This is a genomic window from Promicromonospora sp. NPDC052451, assembly GCF_044547525.1.
Taxonomy (GTDB): domain Bacteria; phylum Actinomycetota; class Actinomycetes; order Actinomycetales; family Cellulomonadaceae; genus Promicromonospora.
Map to the genome: position 1 here is coordinate 173,189 of NZ_JBIUAP010000012.1, position 16,679 is coordinate 189,867.

Annotated in this window: 14 protein-coding genes; 10 read left to right on the forward strand and 4 right to left on the reverse strand. The window is 74.4% G+C overall.

The window, feature by feature from the left end; all coding sequences use genetic code 11:
* Positions 1–2 precede the first annotated feature (2 nt).
* The 3 genes from ACIG47_RS20445 to ACIG47_RS20455 are packed head-to-tail and all read left to right on the forward strand — an operon-like array spanning position 3 to position 4,327.
* On the forward strand, positions 3–1,889 hold the full coding sequence (locus tag ACIG47_RS20445) for a gamma-glutamyltransferase family protein (RefSeq protein WP_397432926.1): 1,887 nt from the start codon (positions 3–5) through the stop codon (positions 1,887–1,889).
* Complete coding sequence (locus tag ACIG47_RS20450) at positions 1,873–3,561, forward strand: dipeptide ABC transporter ATP-binding protein (RefSeq protein WP_397432927.1); 1,689 nt, start codon at positions 1,873–1,875, stop codon at positions 3,559–3,561. The genes ACIG47_RS20445 and ACIG47_RS20450 overlap by 17 nt, the downstream gene beginning before the upstream one ends.
* The gene (locus ACIG47_RS20455) at positions 3,542–4,327 is read left to right on the forward strand and encodes a GntR family transcriptional regulator (protein ID WP_397432928.1); all 786 of its coding nucleotides are present in this window, start codon (positions 3,542–3,544) and stop codon (positions 4,325–4,327) included. Before ACIG47_RS20450 ends, ACIG47_RS20455 begins: the two co-directional genes overlap by 20 nt.
* Here the strand turns inward: ACIG47_RS20455 and ACIG47_RS20460 are convergent.
* The 3 genes from ACIG47_RS20460 to ACIG47_RS20470 form a co-directional block, all read right to left on the reverse strand.
* A complete protein-coding gene (locus ACIG47_RS20460; protein ID WP_397432929.1) occupies positions 4,313–6,073 on the reverse strand; it encodes a glycosyltransferase family 61 protein in 1,761 nt (586 codons plus the stop codon). The two genes, ACIG47_RS20455 and ACIG47_RS20460, sit on opposite strands and share 15 nt — an antisense overlap.
* Positions 6,074–6,180: 107 nt before the next feature.
* Entirely contained in the window at positions 6,181–7,680 is a 1,500-nt protein-coding gene (locus ACIG47_RS20465; protein ID WP_397432930.1) for an amidohydrolase family protein, read from the reverse strand.
* Positions 7,677–8,321 carry an FMN-binding negative transcriptional regulator gene (locus tag ACIG47_RS20470; protein ID WP_397432931.1) on the reverse strand — a complete coding sequence of 215 codons (645 nt, stop codon included), beginning with the start codon at positions 8,319–8,321 and terminating at the stop codon, positions 7,677–7,679. The genes ACIG47_RS20465 and ACIG47_RS20470 overlap by 4 nt, the downstream gene beginning before the upstream one ends.
* A gap of 161 nt (positions 8,322–8,482) precedes the next feature.
* Here ACIG47_RS20470 and ACIG47_RS20475 point away from each other — a divergent pair, with 161 nt between their 5' ends.
* The 7 genes from ACIG47_RS20475 (at position 8,483) to ACIG47_RS20505 (ending at position 16,046) form a co-directional block, all read left to right on the forward strand.
* On the forward strand, positions 8,483–10,093 hold the full coding sequence (locus ACIG47_RS20475; protein ID WP_397432932.1) for an ABC transporter substrate-binding protein: 1,611 nt from the start codon (positions 8,483–8,485) through the stop codon (positions 10,091–10,093).
* A complete protein-coding gene (locus ACIG47_RS20480; RefSeq protein WP_397432933.1) occupies positions 10,090–11,514 on the forward strand; it encodes a M14 family zinc carboxypeptidase in 1,425 nt (474 codons plus the stop codon). The genes ACIG47_RS20475 and ACIG47_RS20480 overlap by 4 nt, the downstream gene beginning before the upstream one ends.
* On the forward strand, positions 11,511–12,437 hold the full coding sequence (locus tag ACIG47_RS20485) for an ABC transporter permease (RefSeq protein WP_397432934.1): 927 nt from the start codon (positions 11,511–11,513) through the stop codon (positions 12,435–12,437). The genes ACIG47_RS20480 and ACIG47_RS20485 overlap by 4 nt, the downstream gene beginning before the upstream one ends.
* Positions 12,430–13,341, forward strand: a complete 912-nt coding sequence (locus tag ACIG47_RS20490; RefSeq protein WP_397414851.1) for an ABC transporter permease — start codon at positions 12,430–12,432, stop codon at positions 13,339–13,341. Before ACIG47_RS20485 ends, ACIG47_RS20490 begins: the two co-directional genes overlap by 8 nt.
* A gap of 22 nt (positions 13,342–13,363) precedes the next feature.
* Positions 13,364–13,891 (forward strand): GbsR/MarR family transcriptional regulator, encoded by a 528-nt coding sequence (locus ACIG47_RS20495; protein WP_397432935.1) that lies wholly within the window; start codon positions 13,364–13,366, stop codon positions 13,889–13,891.
* The gene (locus tag ACIG47_RS20500) at positions 13,888–15,573 is read left to right on the forward strand and encodes a dipeptide ABC transporter ATP-binding protein (RefSeq protein ID WP_397432937.1); all 1,686 of its coding nucleotides are present in this window, start codon (positions 13,888–13,890) and stop codon (positions 15,571–15,573) included. The genes ACIG47_RS20495 and ACIG47_RS20500 overlap by 4 nt, the downstream gene beginning before the upstream one ends.
* Positions 15,574–15,650: 77 nt before the next feature.
* Positions 15,651–16,046, forward strand: coding sequence for a hypothetical protein (locus ACIG47_RS20505; RefSeq protein WP_397432938.1), 396 nt, complete (start codon positions 15,651–15,653; stop codon positions 16,044–16,046).
* 79 nt (positions 16,047–16,125) lie between these two features.
* Here the strand turns inward: ACIG47_RS20505 and ACIG47_RS20510 are convergent.
* Positions 16,126–16,679 (reverse strand): HNH endonuclease signature motif containing protein (locus ACIG47_RS20510; protein WP_397432939.1); only part of this gene is annotated, 554 nt, incomplete at its 5' end.

The window sequence follows — 16,679 nt, forward strand, 5'->3', positions numbered from 1 at the left end:
TCATGACGTCCTTCACCCCGCCCGCAGCCGCCGCCACCCGACCCGACCTCAAGGGCACCTTCGGGATGGTGGGGTCCACGCACTGGATCGCCACGGCGAGCGCCCAGGCCGTCCTGGAGCGCGGCGGCAACGCCTTCGACGCCGCGGTCGCGGGCGCCTTCGTGCTCCATGTCGTGGAGCCGCACCTGAACGGGCCCGGCGGTGACATGACCGGCGTCTTCGTGACGGCGGACGAGCCGGCGCACCCGCGGGTGCTGGTGGGCCAGGGCCCCGCACCCGCCGGCGCGACCATCGAGCACTACCGGTCCGAGGGCCTCGACCTGGTGCCCGGCTCGGGGGCGCTGGCCGCGGCGGTGCCGGGCAGCGTGGACGCCTGGCTGCTGCTCCTGCGCGACCACGGCACGTGGGACCTGGGCGACGTGCTGGCCTACGCGATCGGGTACGCCCGCGACGGGCACCCGGTGCTCGGCCGGGTCAGCGCGACCGTCGCCCTGGTCGCCGACCTGTTCCGCGACCACTGGCCCACCTCGGCCGCCCGCTGGCTGCCCGACGGCGAGGTACCCGCCCCGGGCACCATCGTCACCAACCCGGAGTACGCCGACCTGCTGGACGCCGTGGTCGCCGCCGGTTCCGGGGCCACGGACCGGGCCGAGGCCATCGACCTGGCGCGCGCCGCCTGGCGTGAGCGCGTGGGCGCGGCCGTCGAGGAGTTCGTCGCCACACCGCACCGGCACGCCGACGGCGCCGACCACGCGGGCGTCATGACCGCCGCGGACGTGGCGGCGTTCGAGGCGTCCTACGAGGACGCGACCACCGTGACCTTCCGCGGGTACACGATCGCCAAGACCGGCGCGTGGGGCCAGGGCCCCGCGCTGCTGGCCACGCTGAAGATCCTGGAGGGGCTGGACGACGCCGCCCTGGACCCGTCCACGGAGCTCGGCGCCCACACGGTCCTGGAGGCGCAGAAGCTCGCACTGGCCGACCGCGACGTCTGGTACGGCGACCCGGCGGCCGACGACGTGCCGCTGACGTACCTGCTGAGCGAGGAGTACGCGGCGCGGCGCCGGGCGCTGATCGCGGACACCGCGAGCCACGAGGTGCGTCCGGGTGACGTGCCGGGCCGCCCGACGCCGCCCGTGCCGGTGCTGCGCACCGAGTACGCCACGAGCGCGCCTGCCGGGTCGCTGCCGGGTGCGCCGGGCGGCGGGGCAGCCGCAGGAGTGGGCGAGCCGACGGTGGAGGTCTCGACGGGCCCGGCCCGCGGCGCGGAGCCCGACTCCCCCGAGCACACCGGCGCCACCCGCGGCGACACCTGTCACATCGACGTCGTGGACCGCTGGGGCAACATGGTCTCGGCCACGCCGTCGGGCGGCTGGCTGCAGTCCTCCCCCACGGTGCCCGGCCTCGGCTTCTGCCTGGGCACGCGGCTCCAGATGACGTGGCTGGACGAGGCGTCGCCGTCGGCGCTGACGCCCGGGCGGCGGCCGCGCACCACGCTGACGCCCACCCTCGTGCTGCGCGACGGTGAGCCGCTGATCGCGCTCGGCTCCCCCGGCGGCGACCAGCAGGACCAGTGGCAGCTCCTGTTCCTGCTCCGCGTCCTGGTAGGCGGGTACACGCCGCAGCAGGCGATCGACGCGCCCGCCCTGCACACGACGTCGTTCCCCGGCTCGTTCTGGCCGCGCACCTGGACGCCGGGCGGCGCCGTCGTGGAGGACCGGCTGGGCGACGACGTCATCGCGGGCCTGGAGCGCCGCGGCCACGTCGTGACCCGCGCCGGGGACTGGGCGCTGGGGCGTCTGTCCGCCGTGACCCGCGACCCGGCCACCGGCCTGCTCGGCGGGGCCGCCAACCCGAGAGGAGCACAGGGCTATGCCGCAGGACGCTGACACCACGCGCGCGTCGAGCTCGCCTGCCCTGAGCCTGTCGGACGGGTCGAGACCACCTCTCCTGCGCGTACGCGGCCTGAACGTGTCGTACGGCGACACCCCCGTCGTGCGCGACGTCGACCTCGACGTCGCGCGCGGCGAGCGGGTGGCGATCGTGGGTCAGTCCGGCTCGGGCAAGTCCACGGTGGTCGCCGCGCTCCTGCGGCTGCTGCCCGGTGCGGGCCGCATCACGGGCGGCACGATCCAGCTCGACGGCGAGGACCTCGCCGCGGCCGGCGAGGCGCGCATGCGCGCCGTCCGCGGCAGCCGGATCGCGCTGGTGCCGCAGGACCCGGGGACCAACCTCAACCCGGCCATGCGCGTGGGCGACCAGGTGGCCGACGCGCTGCGGGCCGACGGCCTGCGGGGCGCCGCCGTGCGCCGGCGCGTGGTCGAGCTGCTCGACGAGGCCGGCGTGCCCGAGCCGGAGCGGCGTGCCCGGCAGTTCCCGCACGAGTTCTCCGGCGGCATGCGGCAGCGTGTGCTCATCGCGACGGCGCTCGCCCGGGCACCGGAGCTGCTGCTGGCGGACGAGCCGACCTCCGCCCTCGACGTCACCGTGCAGCGGCGCATCCTCGACCACCTGGTGGCGCTGGCCGAGGCCCACGGCACGGCGATGGTGCTGGTCACGCACGACCTGGGCCTGGCCGCCGACCGCGCGGACCGGGTGATCGTCATGCTCGACGGGCAGATCGTGGAGCAGGGCACGCCCGAGCAGGTGCTGCGCGCCCCGCAGCACGAGTACACCCGGCGGCTCGTCGCGGCGGCGCCCGCCGTCGTCGCCCGCACCGAGGAGCGGACGCCGCCGGCCGGGGGCGTGGGCGACCGGGGCGAGGACGACGCCGTGGTCACCGTGCGCGACCTGGTCAAGGAGTACCGGGTGCGCGGGCGCGGCGGGGTGCTGCGCGCCGCCGACCACGTGACGTTCGCGGTACCCCGCGGCGGCACGACGGCGCTGGTGGGCGAGTCGGGCTCGGGCAAGACGACCGTCTCGCGCATCCTGCTCGGCCTGGAGACGCCGACCTCGGGCGAGGCCCTGGTGCACGTGCGGGGCGCCGAGGGGCGCAGCATCGCCGGGGCGTCGCGCGCGCAGCGGCGGGAGCTGCGACGCCGGGTGCAGCCGGTCTTCCAGGACCCGTACGCGTCGCTCGACCCGACGCACACCGTGGAGCGGGTGATCGACGAGCCCCTGCGGATCTTCGGCATCGGGGACCGGGCGTCCCGCGCGGCGCGGGTGGCCGAGCTGCTGGACCAGGTGGCGCTGCCGCGCGACGTCGCCCAGCGGCACCCGGGCGCGCTGTCCGGCGGGCAGCGCCAGCGGGTGGCCATCGCGCGGGCGCTGGCCCCCGGGCCGGAGCTGCTGGTGCTCGACGAGGCCGTCTCGGCGCTCGACGTGCTGGTCCAGGAGCAGATCCTGGACCTGCTGGCTGACCTGCAGGAACGGCTCGGCGTGTCGTACCTGTTCATCAGCCACGACCTCGCGGTGGTGCGCGGCATAGCGGATAATGTGGTGGTACTGCGGCAAGGCCGCGTCGAGGAGCAGGGGTCCGTCGACGACGTGTTCCACGCACCGCGTGCCGACTACACCCGAGACCTGCTAGGAGCCATCCCCGGTGCCGCCTTCGCCCGATGAGCCCGCGCTCGCCGTCCCCGCCGAACCTGCCGGGCCCGCCGGGCCCGTGAGGCCGGTGTCGGTCCAGGACGCGATCCGGCGCGACATCATCGCGGGCGTGCTGACGCCCGGCGCCCGCGTCACCGAGGCGTCGCTGGCGCAGCGGTACGACGTCTCCCGGGTCCCGGTCCGGGAGGCGCTGCGGGGGCTGGAGAGCGAGGGGTTCATCGACTCCCGCCCGCACGTCGGTTCCCGGGTCGCGCCCATCCCGGCGGGCGACGCCGACGACCTCTTCGCGGTGCGCGAGGCGCTGGAGGTGGCCACCGCACGCGGCGCCGCCCGCCGGGCGGCGGCGCTGTACTCGGGCGACGAGAGCCCCGAGGACTGGTGGCGCATCCGCCGGGAGATCGCCGGCCTGCTCGACGCCGGGGACGCGCACGTGGCGGCCGACGACCTGGACCCGCTGGTCGCGATCAACGACCAGATCCACATCGCGATCTCCGAGCTCAGCGGCAGCGCCACCCTGACGCGGCTGCTGCGCCAGCTCTCGTGGAAGATCGAGTGGCTCTACGCCGCGGACATGCAGTCACGGGGCAAGCGCCTCTGGCCCGACCACCGCGTGATCGTGGGCGCCATCGACGCCGGCGACGGCGAGCGGGCCGCCGAGCTCATGGCCGCGCACGTGCGGGAGTCCCGCATCGGGTACCTGCTGCGGTACGGCGTCACGACGCCGAGCTCCGACCCCGAGGTGGCGGCCGAGGTGGCCCGGCGGTCAGCGACCGCCTGACCGGCTCAGCCCGAACATCCGCCGGGGCGCGAGCGACCGCAGCAGGGCGTCGAGCGCCGGGCCGTCCCGTTCCACGTCGAACACGTAGTCCGCGTGGAACGGGTTGTAGGCCGTGCCGTCCTCGCCCTCACCGGGGGGCACGGGGTCGCACCAGAAGTAGTGCAGGTCGCCCCCGTACAGGGCCGCGATGTGGTACTCGTTCGTGGCCCAGTAGCTCTTCGAGGCCAGCACGACGCGCGTGGCCGGGCCCGCCGAGAACACCGTGTTGATCAGTCCCGAGCCGGCGTACCCGGCGATCGTGGTCACGGTCGAGAACAGCCGGGCCTGGTCGGGCAGCGTGAGGTCCTCGGGGTAGACCACCGTGAAGCCGGCCTTGCGGAACCGCCGCTCCACCTCGTCGCCGTTGAGGCAGCGCCGGCGCGCCGCGGCCCGCCGCGAGACGAAGACCCGCTGCGGCAGGGGTGCGTCCCCGGCCCTCGGCAGCAGACCGGCCACCACCCGCGCCCAGACGTCGCGCGCCACCGGGCTGAGGAACCGCGGCTGCTGGAACGCCTGGGTCGCCGTGACCAGCCGCTCGGCACGGACCGGGCCGGTGATCACGTGGACCCGTTCGGGACCGATGCCGAACGCCGCCAGGAGCTCGTACGTGTAGCCGGGCACCTCGCCGGTCTCCGTGCTCGGGCTGAGGAGCACCTTGAGGTCGGGGTACTCGGCCAGCGCCGCGTCCCAGGCCCACAGCTTGGACAGGTCGTGCGTGATGACGTGCCCGTAGTGGCCGGGCACCTGGTTGTCCAGGTGGTAGTAGGTGCCCGGCAGGTCTGCGGGCGCGCCGTCGTCCGCCTCGAGCGCGGAGAAGTCGGGGCCGTGGTACCGCATGCCGAACGTCTTGCGCGCCGGCTGCCAGGGCAGGAAGTAGGACGTGGGCAGCAGCAGCCGTTCCAGCACCGCGACCTGCTGCGGGGCCACCAGCACGTCGTCGTAGGCCGTGCAGGTGAGCTCGCCCACCTCGATGGTCCTGCTCAGCCGTTCGGCGGCGAGCCCGGCGTCGCTGGACCAGACCGTCGACGCCGACTCGTGCCGCTCCGGCGCGACGCGCGCGATCACCCGCGGTTCGACGCCCCGGGCCGCGAGCGCCACCCGGGTGTCGTCCACGCCGAGCTTGATCACGTGCTCCCCGCTCTTGCGCAGCACGAGCAGCTCCTCGTCGACGGCGACGCCCGCCAGCGCGCGCCCGAGGCCCAGCTCGAGGGCCGTGCTCAGGGCGCGCCGCCGGGGCGCCGGCAGGGCCCGGCGGCGGGCGAGCTCGCGGACCTCGTCGACCAGGTCGCCGTCCTCGGGCCGGTGCCCGGGCTCCTGGCGCGTGACGTACCGGCCGCCGTCGGCCAGGGTGAGGAACGCGCGGTGGAACGTGGCGCGCACGGCCTCCGGACGGCCTGCGCGCAGGTCGACGACCAGGTCGGCCGGCACCAGGCCGGCGAGGGCGAGCAGCACGTCGTGGTCGTCGTCGAACCGCAGCAGACCGAAGGCCGGGTTCCGCACGTCGGGCAGCCACCCCTCGGACAGGACCGTGAGGTCCGCACCGGGGTAGCGCTCCCGGACGCGGCGGCCCAGGACGACCGGGCGGTCGTCACAGATCAGGACGAGGGTGCGGACCTCCGTGGGGGCGACTGCTCGTTCCAGGGTGTCGAGCAGCCGGCGGGTGACGGCCGGCTGCTCGCGCTCCGAGCCGGTTTCGGGATCGCTCATCGGTACCTTCGGGCAGGGGACGCCGGACCAGGCTCGGCCGGCCCGCCCATCGTCCGTCGGGCCCCACCGACCCGCCACAGCAGCCGGTGAAGAGGCCGGCCCCGAGGTCAGAACGCCCGGTGCGTCCAGCGGCCCGACAGGAGCGTGCCCGCCACCGGCATCTCCCGGAGCGCCACCGCGGCAGTCTCCGCACCGGCCGTCAGCGGGTCGGCGTCCAGCACCACCAGGTCGGCGGGTGCTCCCGCCGTCGGGCGCAGGCCGCGGCCGTCGGTGGAGGCCGCCAGGGCGGTCGCCAGGCCGATCCGCTGCTCGGGGTGCCAGGCCGGACGACCGTCGCGCGTGCGGCTGACGGCCGCCGCGACCGCGATCCACGGGTCGAGGGGTGCCACCGGCGCGTCCGAGCCGAGAGCCAGCACGGCCCCGGCGCCGGCCAGGGCGCCGTACGGGAAGGCGCGGCCGGTGCGGCCGGCCCAGTGCCGGTCGGCGACGTCGCGGTCGTCCAGGGCGTGCTCGGGCTGGACGGACGCGACGACGCCGAGCTCGGCGAAGCGCGCCAGGTCGGCGTCGTCGAGGAGCTGCGCGTGCTCGACCGAGCCGCGTGCCCCCGAGGCGGCGAAGGCGTCCAGGGCGAGGGTGTTGGCGTGGTCGCCGATCGCGTGGATGGCGCAGCGCAGGCCGCCGGCGTGGGCGCGCCGCATGAGCGGGACCAGCTCGGCCGGCGGCACGGAGAGGATCCCGTGCGCCTCGGGCCCGGTCAGGCCCGGGTAGGGGTCGTGGCAGTAGGCGGTGCGGGTGTTGAGCGAGCCGTCGGTCACGACCTTGTAGGGCCCCTGCTCCAGCAGGCCGCCGGTACCGGGCAGCACGTCGCCGGTGCGCAGTCCCTCGGCGAGCACGTCGTCCAGCCAGGACGTCCAGACACCGGCGCGCACGCGCAGGCCGTCGAACCCGGCACCGAACCGGCGCCGCCAGGCCGTCAGGTTGTCGGTGATCTCCAGGTCGACGACGCCGACCACGCCACGTGCGGCCGCGGCCGCGGCGGCGTCGGCCACCCAGGCGTCCGCGAGGTGGTCCGGCACCCGGTCCACGGCGGCGGCCAGCGGCAGCCACTCGGCCTCGCGCAGCACCCCGGTCGGGTGGGTCCCGACACCCACGAACCGCAGGCCGGCCGTGCTGAGCCAGGCGCAGTGCAGGTCGCCGGAGACGAGCACGACGGGCGCCTCGCCCACTGCCTCGTCGAGCAGCGCGGCGGTGGGGACGTCGGGCCACAGCCCGTCCCGGAACCCGTAGCCGACCAGCGCCGTGCCGGGCTCGGGCGGCCGCTGCGCGAGCCGGTCGCGCACCAGCGCGACGACCTCGGCCGCCGATCCCGCGCCCGACAGGTCGAGCCGGCGTCGCACGAGTGCCCACTGCGTGAGGTGCACGTGCGCGTCCCACAGGCCGGGCAGGACGAACCGCCCGCCGAGGTCGACCCGCTCCACCCCGCTGTCACCCGGCCGTCCGGCCGCCGCGACACCCGCAACCACCCCGTCCCGGACCAGCACGTCGACGAGCCCGTCCGCGGGGCCGTCCCCCACCAGGCGGGCGTTCGTCAGGAGCAGAGCCGTCATGGCGCGTCCGCCGGGCGGCGGGCCAGCTCCGCGCGGACCTCGGCCGCGAGCGCCGGCTGCGCGTAGCGCGGGTCCGTCTCCAGCGCCGTCACGACCCGTTCCACCACCTCGCGGGGCTTGTCCTGGCTCAGCTTGGCCTTGCCCTGCCAGCGGACGACGCGCAGGCGGAACCCGGCGGCGCCCTTGGCGATGCGGTGCGCGTACTCCTCGACGGCCGGGAGCCGCACGGGCTCGGGCATGACGGACTCGTACCGGTCGACGGTGTCGGACAGCACGGCGTACGTCTCCTGCGGCCCGAGCAGCTCGACGGTGCAGTACAGGTGCACCGCGAGGTAGTCCCAGGTGGGTACGGCCGGCGTCATCGCGTACCAGCCGGGTGAGACGTAGCCGTGCGGACCCTGGACGATCAGCAGCGACTCGCGGCCGCTGTCGAGCGAGTGGAGCACCTCGTCGGGCCGGCCGACGTGGGTGAGCAGGCTCATCGGCTCGCCCGGCGCCGTCTCCTCCAGCAGCACGGGCAGGTGGGAGGCGACCGGGGCGCCGTCGTCGGCCACGGAGACGAGGGTGGCCCAGCCGTGGTCACGGACGAGGTCGCGCACGCGAGCCTCGTCCTGGATCTCGTAGTCGCTCGTGTGGATCACAGGGGTATCGAACCACTCCCGGGGGTCCTGGACGTGTGACCGCCGCGTAAAACTTTCATTTCCTTCTGAAACTTCATTGACCTTGATCGGCGAGGTGCGCTCAACTGTTCGGCACCCGAGCAGGACCCGGTGCGCGAGAGCGCACTACCCGTGGAGGAACCATGAACCCGAGACACCGGCCGCTCCCCCCTCTGGCGACCGTCCTCGCGCTGACGCTGGCCCTGTCCGCCTGCGGCACGGCCGGAGCCGACGACGACGCCGGCACCGGCGGCGGCGGATCGATCAGCGTGGCCGTCACCGACCCGCTGCAGACGATCCCCGCCCGTCAGACCGTCGCCTACGACCTGAACATGGCCGTCTGGTCACCCCTGACCTGGGTCGACGCCGACGGTGAGCTCACCTACGTGGCCGCCGAGTCCATCGAGTCGGACGACGCCACCACCTGGACGGTCACGCTGCGCGACGGCTGGACGTTCCACGACGGCACGCCGGTCACCGCCCAGTCGTACGTCGACTCCTGGAACGCCGTCGCCTACGGGCCGGACGCGTTCGAGAACTCCGGCCAGCTCGCCGGGATCAAGGGGTACGACGACCTGAACCCGGCCGAGGGCGAACCGAAGACCACCGAGATGTCCGGCCTGGAGGTGACGGGCGACCTGACCTTCACGGTGACGCTGGAGGGCCCGGACGGCCAGTTCCCGATGCAGGTCAGCCAGGCGCAGACCGCCATGTACCCGATGCCCGCCTCCGCACTGGAGGACATGGACGCCTACAACCGGCACCCCGTGGGCAACGGCCCGTTCGCCGTGGTGGGTGACTACGTGGAGAACGAGCCCATCGAGACCGAGGCGTACGCGGACTACCAGGGCCCGGAGCCGACGGTCGACGCCATCACGTTCGTGCCGTACGCCGACGCCACCACCGCGTACACCGACGTCCAGGCTGGCAACATCGACGTCGCGAGCGTTCCGGCGGCGCGCCTGCCGCAGGCCTCCGCCGACTTCGGCGACCGCCTGTACACGTTCGACGCCCCGGGCATCTCCTACCTCGGGCTGCCGCTGTGGGACGAGCGGTACTCCGACGTGCGGGTGCGCCAGGCCATCTCCATGGCCATCGACCGCGACACCATCTCCGACGTGGTCTACGGCGGCCTGTACACGCCGGCCACCGCGTTCACGCCGGCCGTCGAGGCGGGCACGCCCGAGGGCATCTGCGGCGAGTTCTGCGAGTACGACCCGACCGCCGCCAAGGCGCTGCTGGACGAGGCCGGCGGGTTCGACGGCACCATCGACATCTACTTCCCGGGCGGCATCGGGCTCGACGAGCTGTACAAGGCCATCGCCAACCAGCTGCGGCAGAACCTGGGCGTCGAGGCCGTCGCCACGCCGAGCGCCGACTGGGCCGAGTTCTCCGAGAAGCGCACGGCCGGCGACATCGACGGGCCGTTCTTCTCCCGCTGGGGCGCCCTCTACCCCAGCCAGCAGAACACGCTGCGCTCGTTCTACGTCGAGAACGGCGGCTGCCCCAACTGCATCCCCTACTACGAGGACGACGTGGCCGACCTGATCGCGGCCGCCGACGCCGAGGCCGACCCGGACGCGGCGGCCGAGGCGTACGCGGCGGTGCAGGAGCGCCTCCTGACGGACTTCCCCGCGCCCCCGCTGTTCTTCGAGACGTACTCCTACGTCACCTCCGAGCGGGTCGCCGAGCTGCCGACGTCGGCGGTCGGCAACCCGACGTTCTCCGCCGTCGTGCTCGCCGAGGGCGCATGAGCCGCCCGCTGGCCGACGGGGGTCTCGACGCGGGCCTGCTCGACGACGTGCTCGACCGGGCCCGCGCCGTCCCCCCGACCACCGACTTCCCCACCGTCGACGCCTTGCTGGACTGGTTCGCGGCCCTGGCCGACGACCACCCGGCGCTCGTCCGGCGGCGGCGCGTGGGCACGTCGCGGCTCGGGGAGCCGATCGAGATGTTCTCGGTGGGCGACGGGCCGCGGCCGCACCTGCTGTTCGCGGGCGTGCACCCCAACGAGCCCATCGGGTTCCGCACGCTGCAGCACCTGGCCGCCGAGCTGGTGGCCGACCCGGGGCTGCGCGCGGCCACGGACGCCACGTGGCACCTCGTGCCCTGCATCGACCCGGACGGCACCCGGCTCAACGAGTCCTGGTTCGGCGACCCCGCCGACCGGGCCGCCTACGCGCGGGGCTTCTACCGCCCCGCGCCGGCGGAACAGGTGGAGTGGACGTTCCCGTTCGCCTACGAGGACGCGTACTTCGACGACGTGATCCCGGAGACCCAGGCGCTCATGCGCCTGATCGACGAGTTGCGCCCGGAGCTGATGGTCAGCCTGCACAACGCGGAGCTCGGCGGCGTGTACTACTACCTCAGCGAGGACCTGCCCGACGCCGTCGGGCCGCTGCACGCCGTGCCCGCGGCGCTGGGCCTGCCGCTCGACACGGGTGAGCCGGAGTCGCCGGCGCTGGAGCGGCTCGCCCCTGCGGTGTACCGCGCGGGCTCGACCCGGGACGAGTACGACTACCTGAGGTCGCTCGGCCTCGACGCCGCGTCGCTGGTCGGCGGCGAGGGGTCGGCGGCCTACGCCCGGCGGCACGGCACGGTCACCCTGATCGCCGAGCTGCCGTACTGGTCGCACCCGTCGGCGGACGACACGAGCGAGACGTCCGCCGACTACGCCGACGTCGTCCGGGCCAAGGCCGAGGCGCTCGTCGAGCTCGGCACCACCTTGACGGGTCTCCTGGACGAGGCCCGGGACGACCTCACGCTGCGCAGCCCGTTCCTGCGGGCCAGCGAGGCGTTCGTGCCGATGATGACCCAGTCCGGCACCAGCGAGCTCGCCCGCGCCGCACGGCTGCCGGCACGGCCCGCGACCGGCGCCGAGGTGTTCAGCAGCGAGGAGGTGGTGCGGATGTTCCGGCTGCGGTTCGGCGGCATGCTCGTCCGCGCGCTGGAGGCACAGGCCGGGGCCGGTCTCGCCACGGCCCGGCTGCGCCGCGTGCACACCCGGGCCCGGGCGGTCTACGACGCGTGGCTCGCCGACGCCCAGGCCGTGACCGGCCTGGAGGTGCTGCCGGTCGAGCGGCTCGTGGGCGTGCAGTACGGCGCCACGCTCGCCGTGTCGCACGTGCTCGCCGCCCGGGACGGCCGGGCGGGCACCGGGGGCGGACGCCGATGACCCGGCGCATCGCCCGGCGTCTGGGGGACCTGCTCGTGGTCTTCCTCGGCGTGACGCTGATCATCTACCTCATGGTGTTCGCCCTCCCCGGGGACCCGATCGCCGCGCTCGGCGGGGACCGGCCCCTGGCACCGAACGTGGTGGCCGAGCTGCGCGAGCGGTACCACCTGGACGAACCCGTGCTCCAGCAGTACCTGCGCTACCTCGGCGGGCTGCTCCAGGGCGACCTCGGCACCACGTTCCAGGGCCAGTCCGTGGCCGACCGGATGGCGCTGCGCTGGCCCGTCACCATCACGCTGGCCCTGACCGCCTGGGGCATCGAGGTGCTCCTCGGCGTGCTGCTCGGCCTGTTCGCCGGGCTGCGGGCCGGCACTGCCGGCGACCGCCTCGTGCTGGCCGGCACCGTGGTGGCCACCTCGATCCCCGTGTTCGTGCTGGCCGTGTCCGCGCAGCTCTGGCTCGGCGTGGAGCTCGGCTGGTTCCCCGTCGCGGGCACCGGCGAGGGCTGGCCGACGGCGTACCTGCTGCCCGCCGCCGTCGTCGCCGTGTTCGGGCTCGCCTCCGTGGCCCGGCTCATGCGCGGCTCCGTCATGGAGACGCTCCGCACCGACTTCGTGCGCACGCTGCGGGCCAAGGGCCTGCGCGAGCGCCAGGTGGTCGGGGTGCACGTGCTGCGCAGCTCGTCGATCCCCGTGCTCACCTTCCTCGCGATCGACCTCGGCTACCTGCTGGGCGGCACCGTCGTCGTGGAGGGCGTGTTCAACCTGCCCGGTGTCGGGCAGCTCCTGTTCCAGGCGATCCGCGCGCACGAGGGACCCACCATCGTCGGGGTGTCCACGGCGCTGATCCTCGTGTTCCTGCTGACCAACCTGCTCGTCGACCTGCTCGCCTCCGTCCTCGACCCGAGGATCCGCCATGACTGAACCGCTGCGTGAACCCCTGACCGAACCCTCTGCTCCCGGGGACGCGCCGGCCGCCGTGCGCCGCGGTGCCTGGCGCACCCTGCGCCGTCGGCCCCTGTTCTGGGTGGCCGCGGGCGTGCTGGTCGTGCTCGCGCTGGTCGCCCTGGTCCCGTCGGCGTTCGCCGGCTGGTTCGGCCACCCCGACCCGCGGGCCTGCGACCTGGCCGCGAGCGCCCAGCCGCCCGGCGCCGGCCACGTGCTCGGCACGGACGTGCAGGGCTGCGACGTGTGGGCGAACGTCGTGTACGGCACCCGCGCGTCCCTCACCGTCGGGCTGCTGTGCACCGCCCTCGCCCTGCTCGTCGCGCTCGTGGTCGGCACCCTGGCCGGGTACTACGGCGGCGTGCTGGACCGGGTGGTCGCCCGGCTGACCGACGTGTTCCTCGGGTTCCCGTTCCTGCTCGGCGCGGTGGTGGTGCTGACGTCGGTCGGCACCCGGTCCGCCGTCACAGTGGCGCTCGTGCTCGCGCTGTTCTCGTGGCCCACCATGGCCCGGCTCGTCCGGGGCTCGGTGCGCGCGGTGCGCGACGCGCCCTACGTCGAGGCGGCACGGGCCATGGGCCTGCCGGACCGGCGGATCGTCGCCCGGTACGTGCTGCCGAACGCGCTCGGCCCCGTGCTGGCGGTCGCCACGACGATGGTGGGCGGCGTCATCGTCGCGGAGTCCACGCTGACGTTCCTGGGCCTCGGCCTGAACGCGCCGTCGATCTCGTGGGGCCTGCAGCTCTCCAGCGCGCAGTCCTACTTCCAGACCTCGCCGCACATGCTCGTGGCGCCCGGCGTCGTGCTCACCGTCACCGTGCTGGCGATGATCACCCTGGGTGACGTGCTGCGCGACGTCCTCGACCCCAGGGGTCGATCGTGAACCCGGCTCCTAGGGTGGCCCCATGACCAGCCACACCCCCGCTGACCAGCCCTCCGACGAGCTGACCCTCGACGCCGCCGCCGAGCACTTCGTGGAGCAGTTCGCCCTGACGTGGACCGCCTCGCACAGCCCGCGCATGGAGGGCCGGATCGTCGGCCTGCTGATGATCGTGGACCGGCCCTACCTGTCCTCGCAGCAGATCGCCCACCTGCTCAAGGCGAGCGCCGGGGCGGTCTCCACCGGGACCCGGCGGCTGGTCGAGACGGGGTTCGTCAAGCGGCACTCGGTACTCGGCGACCGGCAGCACTACTTCCGCGTCGAGGACGACATCTGGGGCAGCTTCCTGGCGGGCGAGCGGGCCTACCTCGGCCACCTGGGCCGGGTGATCGACGACGGCCTCGCGATCGCCGGCGACGCCGAGGGCCCGCACAAGCGGCTCGTCAACGCACGCAACTACATGGAGTGGCTCGCCGGCTACCACCGCAAGATGCTCGCCGACTGGGAGGCGTACCGCGACGCCCAGCCGGCCGACGGAACAGGAGAACCGTGACCGACGCCGCCCCCGCGCCCGTGCTCGTGCCCGCGCCCGTGCTCGCCGTCCGCGACCTGACGGTCACCTTCCGCGTCGACGACGGGCGCGCGCCCGACGTGCACGCCGTACGAGGTGTCTCCTTCGACGTGCTGCCGGGTGAGGTGCTCGCCGTCGTCGGCGAGTCCGGCTCCGGCAAGAGCGTGACCTCGCTCGCCCTGCTGGGCCTGCTCGGGCGGCACGCCACCGTGGGCGGCAGCGCGCTGCTGGGCCGCGAGGGCCAGGAGCCCACCGAGCTGATCGGCCTCGACCGGCGTGCCCTGCAGGACGTGCGCGGCCGGCGCGTCGCGATGGTCTTCCAGGACTCGTCGAACGCGCTCGACCCCGTGTTCACCATCGGGTTCCAGCTCGACGAGATGCTGCGGCGGCACGCGCCCGACCTGACCCGCGCGCAGCGCCGCGACCGCGCGGTCGAGCTGCTGCGCATGGTCGAGCTGCCCGACCCGGCCGGGCGCCTGCGGTTCTACCCGCACCAGCTCTCGGGCGGTCAGGCGCAACGGGTGATGATCGCGATGGCGCTGGCCTGCGACCCCGAGGTGCTGCTCGCCGACGAGCCCACCACCGCGCTCGACGTGACCGTCCAGCGCGAGGTGCTCGACGTGCTGCGCCGGCTGCGCGAGCGGGTGTCCACGTCGATCGTGCTGATCACGCACGACATGGGCGTCGTGGCCGACCTCGCCGACCGCGTGGTGGTCATGCGGCACGGCGAGGTGGTCGAGACCGCGCCGGTGCGCCGGCTCTTCGCCGCGCCAGAAGCGGCCTACACCCGCCGGCTCCTGGCGGCCGTGCCGCGTGTGGGGACCCCCGAACGGCCGAGCGGCGCCGTCCGGACGGACCGGCCGGCCCTCGCGTTCGAGGACCTGGTGGTCGAGTACCGCGACCGTCGCGGCCGCACGGTGCGCGCCGTCGACGGGGTCACGCTCGACGTCCGCCCCGGCGAGATCGTCGCCCTGGTCGGCGAGTCGGGGTCCGGGAAGTCGTCCATGGGGCGCTGCGCGCTGGGCCTGGCCCCCGTGTCCTCCGGCACGGTGAGCGTGGTCGGCACGCGCCTCGGCCAGGACCCGCCGCGGGCCGTGCGCGCCGCCCGGGCGCGGGTCGGCGTGGTGTTCCAGAACCCGGCCGCCTCCCTGAACCCGCGGTACTCGATCGGGGAGTCGGTCGCCGAGCCGCTGGCCGTGCACGCGGGGCTGCGCGGTGCGGAGCTGGAACGGCGCACCGCGGAGCTGCTGGAGAGCGTCGAGCTGCCGGCGTCCTGGGTGTCGCGGTACCCGCACGAGCTGTCCGGCGGACAGCTCCAGCGCGTGTCCATCGCACGCGCGATCTCGCTGGGCCCCGAGCTGCTCATCGCCGACGAGCCGACGTCGGCCCTCGACGTCTCCGTGCAGGCCACGGTGCTGGAGGTGTTCCGCGAGGTGCAGCAGTCGCTCGGGTTCGCCTGCCTGTTCATCAGCCACGATCTGGCGGTGGTGGACGAGCTCGCCGACCGCGTCGCCGTGCTGCACCAGGGCCGGCTGGTCGAGTCGGGGCCGCGGACGCGGGTGCTGGGGCAGCCGGAGCAGGACTACACCCGGCGGCTGCTCGCGGCGGCACCGGTCCCGGACCCGGTGGCGCAGGCGGACCGGCGGGCGCTGAGTGCGCGGTAGCCAGGTGCAGGTTCCTGCAGGCGGTCCACGCTCGTCACAGGCATGCTCGTCACATGATGAGACGAGGAATGGTAGCCGTGCTGACCTTGCTGACCCTGGTGTTCGCGGCGCCGGCGCAGGCCGCGACCGTCGAGTACAACGTGGCCGTCAGCAACGACATATCGTGCAGCATCGTCCTGCAGAAGAGCTGGGGCTCGGGCTGCTACCGGCAGAACGGCGACTACTTCTGGGTCACCGATGACAGCAAGGACGGGTACACCACGGGTGTGATCTGGCGGCACCCGAGCAGCGGCCGCGAGGGCATCTGCCACCACAAGGCCGGCGCGGCCGGCGGCGTCCGGACCTGCAACAAGGACTTCCCGGAGAACACGAAGATCCGCTGGCGGATCGCGCGCTGCAACACCGACGCCTACACCTGCAAGCACCCGGGCCACTGGAGGACCACGTCCGGTGTCATCGAGGAGACCACCTGACGGTCCTTCGCGGCGCCGACTGGAGCCTGACAGGTCGCCGGCGGGCACCTGTCAGGCTCTGCCATGCCGCCACGGGTGATCAGAACGGCGGTTCCTCCGGCAGGACGCGATTCCTTTGGAGTGCCGGACCGCCCGTCTGGTCGTGATTCCCGCTGGTCGGCCGTTCCCGTGTTCCCAGGCGGCGGCGGAGGTCGTCGGCGAGGCTCGTGACGTCGCTGCTGATGGTTGGTCCGTCGCTGACGGCGGGCCTGTCGCTGACGGCGGGTCCGTCGCCGAGGGCGGGCCTGTCGCTGACGGCGGGTCCGTCGCTGACGGCGGGCCTGACGCTGATCGTGAGGTCGGTCCGCGTTGCGGGTCGTGTGTAGGTGTGGCCGGTGGGTGCGGTCCAGGTGGTGGTGCCGGTGGTGGGGTTGCGGGTGGGGGTCCAGCCGTGGTGGGTCTTGGCGAGGTGGTGGGCGCGGCACAGGGGTTGCAGGTTGTGGGCGCGGGTTTGTCCGGGGGTGTCGGGTGGGGTGTCGGGTGGGGTGTCGGTGGGGTTGTGGTTGTAGGGGTGGATGTGGTCGAGGTCGGCCCAGCGGGCGGGTCGGTCGCAGTGGGGGAAGCAGCAGGTCTGGTCGCGGGTGGTCACGGCTT